Genomic DNA, 14,790 nt, shown 5'->3' with positions numbered 1-14,790 from the left:
TCTCGGTCCTGGCCGAAAACCCGTTGCCGAAGATCATGCGATCAGCAGACTGAACCCATGACCGGACGCGATCCCAGGACCGACCTCCAGACCTACCTCCAGGACGCCCGTGACGTGCTGGTGTGGAAACTGGAGGGGGTGTCGGACTACGACGTGCGGCGGCCCATGACGCCGACCGGCACGAACCTGCTGGGGCTGGTCAAGCATCTGGCGGGCGCCGAGGCGTTCTACTTCGGGGCGACCTTCGGGCGGCCCTTCGCCGCGACACCGCTGTGGATCGCGGGGGACGCCGAGCCCAACGCGGATCTGTGGGCACGGGCCGACGAGACGCGGGAGGAGATCGTCGGACTGTACCGGCGGGCCTGCGCACACGCCGACGAGACGATCGCGGCACTGCCGCTCGACGCGGTCGGCCGGATCCCCGGGGACCGGGGCAGCGAGCTCACGCTCCACCACTGCCTCGCCCACATGATCGCCGAGACCCAGCGGCACGCCGGGCACGCCGACATCGTGCGGGAGCTGATCGACGGGGCGACGGGCCAGCGGCCGGGCGGAGCCAACACGGCGGAGGGCGACGCGCAGTGGTGGGCGGCGCACCGGGGGCGTGTCGAGCGGGCCGCCCGGGACGCGGGCGGGCTCGCGTAGCGGCTACCGCTCCGTCACCTTGCCGTCCGCCACCTCCAGCCGACGCGTCACATGGACGGCGTCCAACATGCGCCGGTCGTGGGTGACCAGGAGCAGCGTGCCCTCGTAGGCGTCGAGGGCCGACTCCAGTTGCTCGATGGCCGGGAGGTCGAGATGGTTCGTCGGCTCGTCGAGGACGAGGAGGTTGACGCCCCGACCCTGGAGCAGCGCGAGGGCGGCGCGGGTGCGTTCCCCGGGTGACAGGGTGCCCGCCGCCCGCATGACGTGGTCCGACTTCAGGCCGAACTTGGCCAGTAGGGTGCGCACCTCGACCGGTTCGGTGTCCGGGACGGCGGCGCGGAACGTGTCGAGCAGCGGCTCGGAGCCGTGGAACAGCTGCCGTGCCTGGTCGACCTCGCCGACCAGGACGCCTGAGCCCAGGCCGGCCTGTCCGGCATCCAGCGGGACCCGGCCGAGGAGCGCGCCGAGCAGGGTCGACTTGCCGGCGCCGTTCGCACCGGTCACCGCGACCCGGTCGGCCCAGTCGATCTGCAGGGACACCGGCCCGAGGCGGAAGCCGCCGCGCCGCACCTCGGCCTCGCGCAGGGTGGCGACCACCGCGCCGGAGCGCGGTGCGGCCGCGATCTCCATGCGCAGCTCCCACTCCTTGCGCGGCTCGTCGACGACGTCGAGGCGTTCGATCATGCGCTGGGTCTGCCGGGCCTTCGCGGCCTGCTTCTCGCTGGCCTCGCTGCGGAACTTACGGCCGATCTTGTCATTGTCGTTGCCCGCCTTGCGCCGGGCGTTCTTCACGCCCTTGTCCATCCAGGAGCGCTGGGTCTGGGCGCGGTCGTGGAGCGCCGACTTCTTGTCGGCGTACTCCTCGTAGTCCTCGCGGGCGTGCCGACGGGCCACGTCCCGCTCCTCCAGGTAGGCGTCGTAGCCGCCGCCGTAGAGGTTGATCTGCTGCTGGGCGAGGTCGAGTTCGAGGACCTTGGTGACCGTGCGGGTGAGGAACTCGCGGTCGTGGCTGACGACGACGGTGCCGGCGCGCAGGCCGGTCACGAAGCGTTCGAGGCGCTCCAGGCCGTCGAGGTCGAGGTCGTTCGTCGGCTCGTCGAGGAGGAAGACGTCGTAGCGCGAGAGGAGGAGGGAGGCGAGCCCCGCGCGGGCGGCCTGCCCGCCGGAGAGGGACGTCATCAGCTGGTCGAGACCGACGCCGAGCCCCAGCGAGTCGGTGACCTCCTCGGCGCGCTCGTCGAGGTCGGCGCCGCCGAGGTCGAGCCAGCGCTCCAGGCTCGTGGCGTAGGCGTCGTCGGCGCCGGGCGCCCCGTCGACCAGGGCCTGGGTGGCCTCGTCCATCGTGCGCTGCGCCTCGGCGACGCCGGTGCGGCGGGCGAGGAAGTCCCGCACGCTCTCACCGGGGCGGCGCTCCGGCTCCTGCGGCAGATGGCCGACGGTCGCGGTCGGCGGGGAGAGCCTGAGCTCGCCCTGCTCGGGCGCGGTGAGCCCGGCGAGCAGCCTCAGCAGGGTGGACTTGCCCGCACCGTTGGCACCGACCAGCCCGATCACGTCTCCGGGGGCGACGACGAGGTCGAGCCCGGAGAAGAGGGAGCGGTCGCCGTGTCCGGCGGCGAGGTTCTTGGCGACGAGGGTGGCAGTCATCAGGTCGTAGATCCTAGTGGGCGTCCGGGGACGCGGTCGCACCCGTCTTTCCCGCGATCCCGCCGAGGGTTTCTCCGTGATCTCGCTGATCGCCGGCGTGGTCGGCTAACGTCCGGGCGTGGACACTCAGTTGAGCAGCGATGTGATCGTGGTCGGCGGCGGGGTCATCGGGCTGACGACGGCCGTCGTCCTGGCCGAGCGGGGCCTGCGGGTCCGGGTCTGGACGCGCGATCCGGTCGAGCGGACCACCTCGGCCGTGGCCGGCGCGCTGTGGTGGCCGTACCACATCAAGCCGAAGGTGTCGGCGCGGGCGTGGGCACTGCGTTCACTGGGGGTCTACGAGAACCTCGCCGAGCGGCCCGAGGCGACCGGGGTGCGCCTGGTCGACGGGGTGATGGGCGAGACCGACCTGGCGGACGTCGAGGGCTGGACGGCGGGCCGGCTGACCGGGCTGCGGCGGGCCACGGTGCGCGAGTACGGCGCCGGGGGCGGCATCCGCGTGCGGCTGCCGCTGATCGACATGTCGACGTATCTGCCGTGGCTGCGGGAGCGGCTGCTGCGGGCGGGCGGCACGGTCGAGGAACGGACGGTGACCGACCTGGAGGAGGCCGAGGCGCCGATCGTCGTCAACTGCACGGGGCTGGGCGCCCGGGAGCTGGCCGCGGACCCGTCGGTGCGACCCGTACGGGGCCAGCTCGTCGTCGTGGAGAACCCCGGTCTCGACACCTGGCTCGGCTCCACCTCTCCGGACGGCGCGATGGCCTACTTCTTCCCGCAGCCCGGGCGGCTGCTGCTGGGCGGCACCGCGCAGGACGACGACTGGTCGCTGGAGCCGGACCCGGAGGTGGCCGAGGCGATCGTCCGGCGCTGTGCGGCCCTGCGGCCGGAGGTCGCCGGGGCGAGGGTCCTGGAGCACCGGGTGGGGCTGCGGCCGGCCCGGGAGGCGGTACGGCTGGAGCGGGCGGAGCTGCCGGACGGGCGGGCCGTGGTGCACCACTACGGGCACGGCGGGGCGGGCGTGACCGTGGCGTGGGGATGCGCGGAGGAGGCGGCCGAGCTGGTGCTCTCGGCCGCCTCCTGCTGACCGGTCTCCGGTATTGGGGGACTAGGGGATCCGGTAGGTGTCGTGCGGTGTCCGTACGCCGTCCAGTGGCCCGGCGTCGGGCGTGGCCGCTGCCGCCGCCGCGGACGTGGCGCGGGCGAAGGCGTCGGCTCCTCCGACGAGCGGGACCCGGGCAGAGGTGCGGGACAGGTCCAGGGTGAGGGTCGGGGTGTCGGCGGGCGGGTCGATGAGGTCCTTGTCGGTGCCCGCGACGATCAGCGCCAGACGGTGACCGGCCGGGACCACATGGTCGGTGGCGGCCAGGTCGAGGGTGAGGGTGTAGGCCTTGCCCGGGGTGAGCGGGACGCCCTTGCCGGGGTTCGCATAGGTGCCGAGGTCGGCCCAGCCGCGGCTGACGACCGTGTAGTCGACGTCGGCCGTCTTCGCCCTGGTCCCCTTGAAGCAGGCACTGTCGCCGGCCGTGCTCGCGCCCCAGCAGGTGCGGTCGGTGAGGGTGCTGATCCCCTCGCCGCTCGCCGCGTAGTCACGGATGATGTCGGGGCCGAGGTCGACGAGGACGGCCGTGAGGTGGGCGGTCGCGGTCGTGGGCGTGGCGGTGACGGTGACCTTCGAGGAGCCGGACAGGCGCAGGTCGCGGGTGAGGGGACCGGTGGTGAAGCCGGCCTTGTCGGGGGTCGAGGCGTCGATCTGCGCGGCCCAGTCGGTCTCGCTCAGCTGCGGGTTGTCGGTGAAGGCCGCGGTGCCGGTGCCCTTGCGCAGGCCGAGCGTGCCCACGCCGGGCCGCTCGCCGGTCGAGGGGCGCAGGGTCGTGGTCCGGGTGCCGTGCGGGGGCCAGACGCCGGAGGTGACCCACTGGTCGGGGTGGCGCTCGATGTCGGCCATGGGCTCACGGTCGATGCCGTTGTCGTAGCCGAGGAGTTCGTGGTCGAACCAGCGGTGCAGGGTGTCCACCCAGGCGGTGCGGCGGAAGTCGAAGGGGTCGACGTGGCCGGTCTGGGAGAGCCAGATCTTGCGCTCGACGCCGTTCTTCGCGAGGGCGTCCCACCACTGGCCGAAGTGCTTCGTGCGGACGTTGAGGTCCTGCATGCCGTGGATCAGGAAGACGCTGGCCTTCACCCTGCCCGCGTCCTTGACGTAGTCGCGTTCGGTCCACAACGACGTCCGGTCGCCGGTGCGCGGAGCCCCGTCGACGATCTTCTGCTGGACGGCGGCGCACCTGGCGCGGGCGTCGGGGCTGTCGACGTAGTCGGAGAGCCAGTCGGGGCCGGAGTCGTAGAGGGGGGCGCCCTGGGCGAAGTAGTAGTCGTACCAGGAGGAGATGGCGCTGATCGGGACGATGGTCTTCAGGCCCTTCACGCCGGTGGCGGCGACGCCGTTGGCGATGGTGCCGTCCCAGCTCTTGCCGATCATGCCGGTTCTGCCGTTGGTCCAGCCCGCCTGGGCGGTCGCGGTGCCGGTGCGGGTGGTGTAGGCCTTGGCGCGGCCGTTCAGCCAGTCGACGACGGCCTTCGCGGACTGGATGTCGGAGCGCCCACCGACGTCCACGCAGCCGTCGGAGCGGTTGGTGCCGGCCAGGTCGACGCCGACGAAGGCGTAGCCGCGCGGCACGAAGTAGTTGTCGTAGAACAGCGGCATCTGGACGACGTTCCCGGCGGCGTCGTACGTCTTGAGCTGGCTCTCGTTGCCGCGTCCGCAGCAGGAGTAGTAGGGGCTGGCGTCCATGATGACGGGCACCTTGCGGCCCTGTGCGGCGGGTTCGCGGGGGCGGACGATGTCGACGGCGACGCGGTCCGTCCGCCCGTCTCCGTCGCCGTCGAGTCCGGTGTCGACCCAGACGGCTTCGCGGATGGCGTTGTCGTAGGAGTAGACCGGCCCGCTCTCGCGCGGGGCGCTGTGGGCGGCCGTCGGGGTGAGGAAGGCGGCCACCAGGAGGGTGATGGCGGCGGTCGCGAGCGGTCTCCAGATCGTGAAGCGCATGCGTGTCGACATGCGCGGGACGGTACCCCGGTCAACTCCCGTGCAGAAGAGGGCAGATGGGGAGCCGCAGACGATGGGCCGCCGGTGGCCGAAACCCGCCTGCGGAGGCGGTTCGCCCATGGCGGCCGAATGGCGATCGTGTGACAGGGGTGACGGTGGACACCTGCTGGGCACAGAGACTCAATAGGCTCCGAACAGCCTTTGTACCCCCACGATTTGGAGCTTTCGTGCACCGCAGACTCATCGCGCCGGGCGCACTCGCTGCCGCGTCCGTGTTGCTGGCGATCCCGGCTTCCGCCGCGGGCTACTCCCCCGGCGCGTCGGGCATCGGCGACCCCTACTACCCGGCGTACGGCAACGGCGGATACGACGTCTCCCACTACGACCTGCGGCTGACGTACCAGCCGGCCACGGACGAGTTGGCGGGGACGGCGACGATCCTCGCGAAGACCACCCAGGACCTGTCGAGCTTCGACCTGGACTTCCTGCTGGACGTCAGCGAGGTACGGGTCAACGGCACCGCGGCCGCCTTCACCGCCTCCGGCGAGCACGAGCTGGTGGTCACCCCGAAGACCCCGCTGGCGAAGGGAACGTCCGTCACGGTCGTCGTCCGCTACAGCGGGGTGCCGTCGACGAAGAGCGCGTACGGCTTCTCCACCTGGCACCGCACACCGGACGGCGCGGTCGCGGCGGACGAGCCCGAGGCGGCCTGGTGGTGGTTCCCGAGCAACGACCACCCGCTCGACAAGGCGACCTACGACGTGTCCGTGGCCGTGCCGGACGGCACCCAGGCCATCTCCAACGGCACGCTCCAGTCGACGACTTCACGCCTGGGCTGGACCCGCTACAACTGGCGCCAGAACAAACCGCAGGCTACCTATCTGGCCACGCTGGCGCTGGGGAAGTTCGACGTCACGACGAGCACGTCCGAGGGCGGCGTGCCGGTGATCAACGCCTACAGCGAGGACCTCGGCGACAACGACGGGGCGGCGCGGGCGAGCGTGGAGCGCACCGGTGAGATCGTCGACTGGCTGAGCGGCTACTTCGGGCCGTACCCGTTCAGCACGGCCGGCGGGTACGTCCCCAACACCACCACCTCGTACGCGCTGGAGACGCAGAGCCGCGTGTACTACAGCCCGAAGCAGTTCGCGAACGGCTCCAACACCTCCGTGGTGGTGCACGAGTTGGCGCACCAGTGGTACGGGGACTCGGTGTCCCTCAAGGGCTGGAAGGACATCTGGCTCAACGAGGGTTTCGCCCGGTACGCGCAGTGGCTGTGGTCCGAGCACGAGGGCGAGGGCACGACGCAGGAGCTCGCGGACTACGTGTACGCCTCGCACCCGGCCGACGACACGTTCTGGACGGTGAAGCCCGGCGACCCGGGCGCGGCGAACCAGTTCGACCTCGCCGTCTACGACCGGGGCGCGCTGGCGGTGCAGGCGCTGCGGAACGAGGTCGGCGACGAGGCGTTCTTCACGATCCTGAAGGGGTGGCCGCAGACGCACGCGTACGGCAACGCGGCCATCGCCGACTTCCGGCAGTACGCCGAGCAGGTCTCCGGCAAGCAGTTGGGCGCGCTGTTCGACACCTGGCTGTTCCAGCCGACGAAGCCGGCGGCGCCCGTGGCGCGGACCGCGTCGATCGCGAAGTCGTCGGCCGTGCCCGTGCAGCCGAAGTCGTGGAAGAAGATCGCGGCGACAAACTCCCTGCACGAGGGCTGAGTTCGCGGAGCGCCCGCCGGGTATCACCCTGTGAAGGAAGCGTGGAGACCGAGGGGAGCCAGTCATGGCGGGGGCGGGCAACGGCAACGAGAGAACGTGGCGGGTGCTGGCGGGGATCGGCGGGGTGGGGGTCGGTATCGGCCTGATCGCGGGGGTCCCCGTGCTGAGTCTGCTGGGGGCGCTCTGCGTCTTCGCCGGTCTGATCGGGCTGATGGCCACCCGGCGCAGGTAGCCGCCCGCGTCCGCTACCGCGGGGCCGCCGCCAGGAGCGCGTCGCGGGACAGGGCGGCGCTCTCGGTGGCCGGGACGGTGCATGCGTACGCCCCGGCCACCGCGCCCAACCGGGCGCAGCCCTGTGGCGGTTCACCGCTGAGCAGGCCGAAGACGAACGCGGCGGCGAAGGCGTCGCCCGCACCGTTGGAGTCCACCACCGGCGCGGGCGGGGCCACGGCCGGTATGTGGGTCAGCTCGCCGCCGGCCAGGAGGTGGGCGCCCTCGGCGCCGGCGGTGACGACGACCGCCTCGGCACGGCCGTGCGCGCCGATCCGGCGCATCGTCGCCTCGGGGTCGGTGAGTTCGGCGGCGGAGAGGAAGACGACGTCCGCGGCGAAGGCGAAAGCCTCGTGGTACGGGTTCTCGCCGTCCCAGTTGTGCAGGTCGGTGGAGATACGGACGCCCGCCGCGCGCAGGACCGGCAGGGCGTCGGCGCAGCCGGAGGTGATGGACACGTGCGCGTGGCGGCTCGCCTCGGCCAGCGCCCGCAGGGTGTCCTGCGGGAAACAATCGTCCGCTCGCCCGCGGCTGGTGTCGTACAGCGACAGCCGCCGCCCGTCCGGGCTCACCAGGTTGACCGCGCGCTTGGTACCGGCGGACTGGGGGACGGCGGTGAGAGGGATGCCGTGCTTCTCGTGCAGGGCGCGGACCAGGTCGCCCTCCGGATCGTCGCCGAGGAGGTCGAGGTGGTGGGTGCGCAGACCGAGGGCGGCGAGGCTCAACGCGACGAAGTCGCCGGTCTGTCCGGCGCGGGTGCGGATCCCGCTGTCGATCATGTAGCTGTCGGCGTACGGGAGCGGCAGCTCCGGTACGTACACGATGGTGTCCACCCCTGCCCCGCCCAGGACCAGGACGTCGATGTCCCTGTCTTCCCCGTAGGCGTCCATATGCGTTACCCCTCCCCGTGGTCGTACACCGTCACCGCGACACCCCGCTTCACCAGCCGCTCACTGACGAGCGGTTCGACACGGGACCACTTACCGCCGGCCAATCCGCAGCCTATCCGGGGCATGTGCACCGACGCGCCGCGTTCTGTCGCCGTCTCGGCCAACCGGGCCAGGGCCGCATCGATGGCGTCGTAGCGCACGGGGACACCCTTGCTGCCCGTTCGCACGCCGCGCTGGCCGATCATGTTGGCGACCCACACGTACGGCTCGACCTGGACGAGTTGGAGCGCGCCCAGTCCGAAATCGTTCGAGGCGCGCTCGCGGTGCCAGGCGCGGTAGGCCGCCTCCGGCTCCGGCCAGCGGCGCGACAGCGCCAGGACGAAGCCCTTTCCCCATCCCCCGATGTCGTTGCAGACATGGGCGATCACCTTGACGCCCTTCACCGATGGCACGGTGGCGTCGCCACGGACATACGTGATCTCCGACATGACGCCACCGTAGGCGACGCCACTGACAGTGGCGTCGGCCTGCTACTTCTGGTTCCGAGTGAGCTGCGACAGCTCCTGGTCCGCCGCCCTGGACACCCTGGTGCGGACCGCGTACCAGCCGCCGACCAGGGCGGCCGCGATCACCGGGATCAGCAGGAGGGTCTTGCGGCCGACCTCGGGGTCGTTCCACATCGGACCGAGGAAGGCGATCAGGAAGGCGATCGTGACGCTCTCCGTGACCGAGCTGCCCGGCAGGCGGAAGGAGGGCCGCTCGACCAGACCCGCCTTGGCGCGGCGGACGAAGAGGACGAGGAGGGCGAGGAGGAGGACCGAGCCGACGTAGAAGAGACCCACGCGCCACATGATCGAGTTCACCGCGCGCGGGACGACCTCTCCGGTGCGCCCGGGCTCGGTGTGCCCGGGGTTCCGTACGGTCGCGGCCCGCGGCTCCCGGGTAGGGGCGCAGACCAAGGCGGCACCTTCCCAGAGCGGGGGGTGACCGTGCGGTGGTCGATGTCACACGGCGTTGCCTCTCACGCGACCCTCACCGCAGCTCCTCACTCCGCTGCCCCGGGTTTCACAGCACTGGTGCGACAGCGATACTGCTGCGCATGACGATCGAGACCGAGGAGCCGGCCCTCACGGTCGACGAGCTGGCCGCCCGGGCGGGGATCACGGTGCGGACGGTGCGCTTCTACAGCGCCAAGGGGCTTCTGCCCCCGCCGGTCATCGGTCCGCGCCGGGTGGGCCACTACGGTCCGGCGCACCTCGCGCGCCTCGCGTTGATCGAGGAGCTGCGACAGCAGGGCCTGACGCTGGCGGCGATCGAGCGCTACCTCGAGCGGCTGCCGCCCGGACTCGACGCCCACGACCTCGCCGTGCACCGGGCCGTCGTCGCCTCCTGGGCACCGGACGCCGTGGAGACGGTGACCGGGGAAGAGCTGGGGCGGCGGGCGGGCCGGGCGCTCGGCGAGGAGGACGTGGAGCGGCTCGTCGCGATGGGCGTGGTGCGGCGTGAGAAGGACGCGTACGGGGTCGACCTCGGGCTGTTGAGGCTGGGCGTGCGGCTCCTCGACGTACCGCTGTCGCAGGAGGCGATCCTCGCGGCCCGGACCGTCCTCCTCGACCACGCGCGCGCCGCGGCCCACGAGCTGTCGCGGCTGCTGCGCGAGGAGGTGCCGGAGCGTGACGCGCAGGCCGTGCGGTCGCTGTCGGCGCACATGCAGCCCCTGGTCGTCCAGGCTCTGCTGACGGCCTTCCAGCGGTCGCTCACCTCGGAACTGCGGGAGTGGCTCGGGGAGCCGCCGGCGGACGGCTCCCCTTGATGGGCCTCGACGGGTTCGAAGGGCCGGTGCCTCAGCGCGCGTCGGTGAAGGTCTCCCCCCGCTCCGCCTTCGCCACCAGCAGCGCGGGCGGGGTGAAGCGGTCGCCGTAGCGTTCGGCGAGCTCCCGCGCGCGTGCCACGAATCCGGGCAGCCCGCCCCGGTAGCCGTTGATGTACTGCAGGACGCCGCCGGTCCAGCCGGGGAAGCCGATACCGAAGAGGGAGCCGATGTTGGCGTCCGCGACGGACGTCAGCACGCCCTCCTCGAGGAGCTTGACGGTGTCGAGGGCCTCGGAGAAGAGCATGCGTTCCTGCATGTCCTCGAAGGGGATCTCGACGCCCGCGCGCGTGAAGTGCTCGCGCAGGCCCGGCCACAGGCGGACTCGTTTGCCGTCGTCGGCGTAGTCGTAGAAACCCGCTCCCCCGCTGCGGCCGGTGCGGCCGAACTCGTCGACCAGGCGGTCGACGACGGCTTCCGCGGGGTGCCCGGGCCAGATGCCGCCCGCCTCCTCCACGGCCCGCTTCGACTCGCCCCGGATCTTCTGCGGGAGGGTGAGCGTCAGGTCGTCCATCAGGGCGAGCACCTTGCCCGGGTAGCCCGCCTGGGCCGCCGCCTGCTCGACGGAGGCGGGCTCGATGCCCTCGCCGACCATGGCGACGCCCTCGTTGATGAAGTGGCCGATCACCCGTGAGGTGAAGAAGCCGCGCGAGTCGTTGACGACGATCGGCGTCTTCCTGATCTGCCGGACCAGGTCGAAGGCGCGCGCGAGCGCCTCCTCGCCGGTGCGTTCGCCCTTGATGATCTCGACGAGGGGCATCTTGTCGACGGGCGAGAAGAAGTGCAGGCCGATGAAGTCGCTCTGGCGCTCGACGCCTTCGGCGAGGACGGTGATGGGGAGGGTGGAGGTGTTGGAGCACAGCAGGGCGTCGGGGGCGACGATCTGCTCGATCTCCTGGAAGACTTTGTGCTTGAGGGCGGTGTCCTCGAACACGGCCTCGATGACCGCGTCGCAGCCTGCCAGGTCGGCGGGGTCCGCGGTGGGCGTGATGCGGGCGAGCAGGGCGTCCGCCTTCTCCTGCGTGGTGCGGCCCCGGGAGACGGCCTTGGCGCACAGCTTCTCGGAGTAGACCTTGCCCCGGGCGGCGGCCTCGGCGGAGACGTCCTTCAGGACCACGTCGATGCCCGCGCGGGCGCACGAGTAGGCGATGCCGGCGCCCATCATCCCGGCGCCCAGGACGGCCACCCTGCGGACCTTGCGGGGCTCGATGCCCTGGGGACGGCTCACACCGGAGTTGACGGCCTGGAGGTCGAAGAAGAACGCCTGGATCATGTTCTTCGACGTCTGTCCGGCGGCCAGTTCGACGAAGTAGCGGGCCTCGATGACCTGCGCGGTCTCGAAGTCGACCTGGGCACCCTCGACAGCCGCGGCGAGGATGCGCCGCGGGGCCGGGTAGGGAGCGCCGTCGGTCTGCTTGCGCAGGGTGGCCGGGAAGGCGGGCAGGTTGGCGGCGAACCGGGGGTTGGCGGGAGTGCCGCCGGGAATGCGGTAGCCCGGCCTGTCCCAGGGCTGCTGCGACTCGGGGTTGGCGTCGATGAAGGCGCGGGCCTTGGCGAGGAGTTCCTCGGGGGTGGCGGCGACCTCGTGGATCAGGCCGTTCTCCAAGGCGCGCCGCGGGCTGTACTGGGTGCCCTGGAGGAGGACCTTCAGGAGGGCGTCGGCGATGCCCAGCAGGCGGACGGTGCGCACGACGCCGCCGCCTCCGGGGAGCAGGCCGAGGGTCACCTCGGGGCAGCCGATCTTCGAGCCGGGGGCGTCGAGGGCGACGCGGTGGTGGCAGGCGAGGGCGAGTTCGTAACCGCCGCCGAGGGCCGCGCCGTTCAGGGCGGCGACGACCGGCTTGCCGAGGGTCTCGATGCGGCGGAGGTTGCGCTTGATCTCCAGGCCGCCGTCGAGCAGCGCCTGAGCGGTCTCGGGGGTGACGCGGATGAGGTCGCGCAGGTCGCCGCCGGCGAAGAAGGTCTTCTTGGCGGAGGTGAGGATGACGCCGCGGATGGAGTCCTTCTCGGCCTCCAGGCGGTCGGTGACCACGGCGAGCGACTCGCGGAACGCCTGGTTCATGGTGTTCGCGGACTGGTTCGGGTCGTCGAGGACGAGGGTGACGAGGCCGGTGCGGTCCTGTTCCCAGCGGATGGTGGTGCTCTGTGTCATGACGGGGTCTCCGTAGAAGTCTCTGGCTGCGCCGGGCTGGTCAGACGCGCTCGACGATCGTGGCGATGCCCATGCCGCCGCCCACGCACAGCGTGGCGAGGCCGTAGCGCTTGTCCTGGCGCTCCAGTTCGTCGACGAGCGAGCCGAGGATCATCGCGCCGGTGGCGCCGAGCGGGTGGCCCAGGGCGATGGCGCCGCCGTTGACGTTGACCTTGTCCAGGGACAGGCCCATGTCCCGCGCGTAGCGCAGGACGACTGCCGCGAAGGCCTCGTTGATCTCGACGAGGTCGATGTCGTCGATGGTCAGGCCGGCCTTCGCGAGGGCCTTGCGGGTGGCGGGCGCGGGACCGGTGAGCATGATGGTCGGCTCGGAGCCGGAGACGGCGGCGGAGACGATCCGCGCGCGCGGGGTGAGCCCGTAACGCTCGCCGACCTCCTTCGAGCCGATCGCGACGAGGGAGGCGCCGTCGACGATGCCGGAGGAGTTGCCCGCATGATGGACGTGGTCGATCTTCTCCACCCAGTGGTACGTCTGGAGCGCCACCGCGTCGAAGCCGCCCAGCTCGCCGATGTCGGCGAAGGAGGGCTTCAGCCTGGCGAGGGAGTCGGCGGTGGTGCCGGGGCGCGGGTGTTCGTCGTGGTCGAGGACGACGAGGCCGGCGCGGTCCTTCACCGGAACGACGGAACAGTCGAAGCGGCCCTCCTTCATGGCCGTCGCCGCGCGCTCCTGGGACAGGGCCGCGTACTCGTCGACGTCGCGCCGGGAGAAGCCCTCGATGGTGGCGATGAGATCGGCGCCGATGCCCTGGGGCACGAAGTTGACGGCCAGGTTGGTCATCGGGTCGTTGAACCAGGCGCCGCCGTCCGAGGCCATCGGCACCCGGGACATCGACTCCACGCCGCCCGCGAGGACCAGGTCCTCCCAGCCCGAACGGATCTTCGTGGCGGCCAGATTGACGGCCTCCAGACCCGAGGCACAGAAGCGGTTCTCCTGCACGCCCGCCACCGTGTCCGGCAGACCGGCCGCGATGGCGGCGATGCGCGCGATGTCGGAGCCCTGGTCGCCGACGGGCCCCACGACGCCGAGCACGATGTCGTCGATCGCGGCCGGGTCGAGACCGGGGAAGCGGCTTCGGAGCTCGTGGATGAGACCGACGACGAGGTCGATGGGCTTCGTTCCGTGCAGGGCGCCGTCCGCCTTGCCGCGACCGCGCGGGGTGCGGATCGCGTCGTACACGTACGCTTCGGTGCTCACTGGTAGGCCTTTCGGGAGGGTGGGCCGAGCGGGGCGGGGTCAGTCGCCCTGGTGCGGGAAGTCCTGCACGGGGGTCTTCGCGAGGGGCTTCTCGGGGGTCACGGGGTTCTTCTCAAGGTCCGTCACGAGCCCCGGTATGTCCCAGTCACGGGCCACAGCGCGCGTGTCGGCGCCGGGGTGCGCGGGTCCGGTGCGGACGGCCGTGGGCGTGGCGGAGAACCGGGGTGCGGGGGCGGGCTGGGTGATGCCGCCGTGGTCGGTGAAGGTGCCGCGGGCCGCGAGGTGCGGATGGTGCGGGGCCTCGCGCAGCGACAGCACGGGCGCCACACACGCGTCGGAGCCCTCGAAGAGAGCCGTCCACTCGTCCCGGGCGCGGGTCCGGAAGCGGGCGGCGACGGCCTCGCGCAGCTCTCCCCAGCGCGTCCAGTCCTTGCGGGCCTCGCGGAAGTCCCCGAGGCCCAGGAGGTCCACGAACTCGTCGTAGAACTGCGGCTCCAGGGCGCCGACGGCCATGTACCCGCCGTCGGCGGTCTCGTAGGTGCCGTAGTACGGGCAGCCGCCGTCGAGGAGGTTGGCGGCGCGCCGGTCCTGCCAGCCGCCGGCGGCGAGCATGCCGTGGATCATCGCCGACAGGTGGGCGGTGCCGTCGACGATGGCCGCGTCGACGACCTGGCCGGTGCCGTGCGCGTGGGCGTGGTGGAGCGCGGCGAGGACGCCGACGACGAGGTAGAGGGAGCCGCCCGCGAAGTCGCCGAGCAGGTTGGCGGGGGGCGGCGGCGGCCGGTCGGGGGCGCCGATCATGCCGAGGGCGCCGGTGAGGGCGATGTAGGTGACGTCGTGGCCCGCGCGGTGGGCGAGGGGGCCCTCCTGGCCCCAGCCGGTCATCCGGCCGTAGACCAGCCGGGGGTTGCGGGCGTGGCAGTCCTCGGGGCCGACACCCAGCCGCTCGGCCACTCCGGGCCGGTTGCCCTCGATGAGCACGTCGGCGCGGGCGGCGAGGTCGAGCACGCGCGCGGGGCCGTCGGGCGCCTTGAGGTCGACGATCACCGAGCGCTTGTTGCGGTTGGCGACGTCGTGGGCGGGGTCGATGGCGAGGGAGGACCCGCCGGGGCGGTCCACGCGGACGACGTCGGCGCCGAGGTCGGCCAGGAGCATGCCCGCGAAGGGCCCGGGGCCGATCCCGGCGAGTTCCACCACACGTACGCCGGCCAGCGGGCCGTGGCCGTCCGTCCGTCCCGTCGTCATCCAGCCCCCTTGCTGTGACACAACCGATGTAACACCAGTGATGCTAGGAACACGTTCC

At 72.0% G+C, this 14,790-nt stretch carries 12 protein-coding genes and 1 pseudogene; 5 read left to right on the top strand and 8 right to left on the bottom strand.

Translation table 11 applies throughout. The features are described from left to right. Positions 1 to 57 precede the first annotated feature (57 nt). Positions 58 to 645: a DinB family protein gene (locus tag OG289_RS42395; RefSeq protein WP_327319319.1), complete on the top strand. Its 588-nt coding sequence runs from the start codon at positions 58 to 60 to the stop codon at positions 643 to 645. Between the two features lie 3 nt (positions 646 to 648). Here the strand turns inward: OG289_RS42395 and OG289_RS42390 are convergent, their stop codons facing one another. Continuing rightward, a complete protein-coding gene (locus tag OG289_RS42390) occupies positions 649 to 2,289 on the bottom strand; it encodes an ABC-F family ATP-binding cassette domain-containing protein (protein ID WP_327319318.1) in 1,641 nt (546 codons plus the stop codon). Between the two features lie 118 nt (positions 2,290 to 2,407). Between OG289_RS42390 and OG289_RS42385 the strand changes: the two genes are divergently transcribed. Then, positions 2,408 to 3,373, top strand: a complete 966-nt coding sequence (locus OG289_RS42385) for an FAD-dependent oxidoreductase (RefSeq protein ID WP_327319317.1) — start codon at positions 2,408 to 2,410, stop codon at positions 3,371 to 3,373. Between the two features lie 21 nt (positions 3,374 to 3,394). Here OG289_RS42385 and OG289_RS42380 read toward each other — a convergent pair whose 3' ends face one another. After that, positions 3,395 to 5,341: a Xaa-Pro dipeptidyl-peptidase gene (locus OG289_RS42380; protein WP_327319316.1), complete on the bottom strand. Its 1,947-nt coding sequence runs from the start codon at positions 5,339 to 5,341 to the stop codon at positions 3,395 to 3,397. A gap of 215 nt (positions 5,342 to 5,556) precedes the next feature. Here OG289_RS42380 and OG289_RS42375 point away from each other — a divergent pair, with 215 nt between their 5' ends. After that, the gene (locus OG289_RS42375) at positions 5,557 to 7,050 is read left to right on the top strand and encodes a M1 family metallopeptidase (RefSeq protein WP_327319315.1); all 1,494 of its coding nucleotides are present in this window, start codon (positions 5,557 to 5,559) and stop codon (positions 7,048 to 7,050) included. 64 nt (positions 7,051 to 7,114) lie between these two features. Then, the gene (locus OG289_RS42370) at positions 7,115 to 7,282 is read left to right on the top strand and encodes a hypothetical protein (protein ID WP_327319314.1); all 168 of its coding nucleotides are present in this window, start codon (positions 7,115 to 7,117) and stop codon (positions 7,280 to 7,282) included. 13 nt (positions 7,283 to 7,295) lie between these two features. Here the strand turns inward: OG289_RS42370 and OG289_RS42365 are convergent, their stop codons facing one another. The 3 genes and pseudogenes from OG289_RS42365 to OG289_RS42355 form a co-directional block, all read right to left on the bottom strand. Continuing rightward, on the bottom strand, positions 7,296 to 8,210 hold the full coding sequence (locus tag OG289_RS42365; protein ID WP_327319313.1) for a PfkB family carbohydrate kinase: 915 nt from the start codon (positions 8,208 to 8,210) through the stop codon (positions 7,296 to 7,298). A 5-nt stretch (positions 8,211 to 8,215) separates the two neighbouring features. Then, positions 8,216 to 8,698: a macro domain-containing protein gene (locus OG289_RS42360; protein ID WP_327319312.1), complete on the bottom strand. Its 483-nt coding sequence runs from the start codon at positions 8,696 to 8,698 to the stop codon at positions 8,216 to 8,218. A 42-nt stretch (positions 8,699 to 8,740) separates the two neighbouring features. After that, positions 8,741 to 9,004: pseudogene (locus tag OG289_RS42355) on the bottom strand (amino acid permease); the annotation flags it as partial. Positions 9,005 to 9,309: 305 nt separating this feature from the next. On the opposite strand from OG289_RS42355, the gene OG289_RS42350 reads away from it, so the two are divergent. Beyond that, positions 9,310 to 10,023, top strand: a complete 714-nt coding sequence (locus OG289_RS42350; protein ID WP_327319311.1) for a MerR family transcriptional regulator — start codon at positions 9,310 to 9,312, stop codon at positions 10,021 to 10,023. A gap of 31 nt (positions 10,024 to 10,054) precedes the next feature. Here the strand turns inward: OG289_RS42350 and OG289_RS42345 are convergent, their stop codons facing one another. The 3 genes from OG289_RS42345 to OG289_RS42335 are packed head-to-tail and all read right to left on the bottom strand — an operon-like array spanning position 10,055 to position 14,732. Beyond that, on the bottom strand, positions 10,055 to 12,232 hold the full coding sequence (locus OG289_RS42345) for a 3-hydroxyacyl-CoA dehydrogenase NAD-binding domain-containing protein (RefSeq protein WP_327319310.1): 2,178 nt from the start codon (positions 12,230 to 12,232) through the stop codon (positions 10,055 to 10,057). Between the two features lie 40 nt (positions 12,233 to 12,272). Further along, positions 12,273 to 13,487, bottom strand: coding sequence for an acetyl-CoA C-acetyltransferase (locus tag OG289_RS42340; protein WP_327319309.1), 1,215 nt, complete (start codon positions 13,485 to 13,487; stop codon positions 12,273 to 12,275). A 39-nt stretch (positions 13,488 to 13,526) separates the two neighbouring features. Then, positions 13,527 to 14,732 carry a CaiB/BaiF CoA transferase family protein gene (locus tag OG289_RS42335; RefSeq protein WP_327319308.1) on the bottom strand — a complete coding sequence of 402 codons (1,206 nt, stop codon included), beginning with the start codon at positions 14,730 to 14,732 and terminating at the stop codon, positions 13,527 to 13,529. Between the last annotated feature and the right edge of the window lie 58 nt (positions 14,733 to 14,790).

The organism is Streptomyces sp. NBC_01235, assembly GCF_035989285.1.
In the GTDB taxonomy this organism is placed as follows: Bacteria; Actinomycetota; Actinomycetes; order Streptomycetales; family Streptomycetaceae; genus Streptomyces.
The sequence above is the reverse complement of the archived record's forward strand: the minus strand, read 5'-3'. Positions and strand labels throughout refer to the sequence as shown.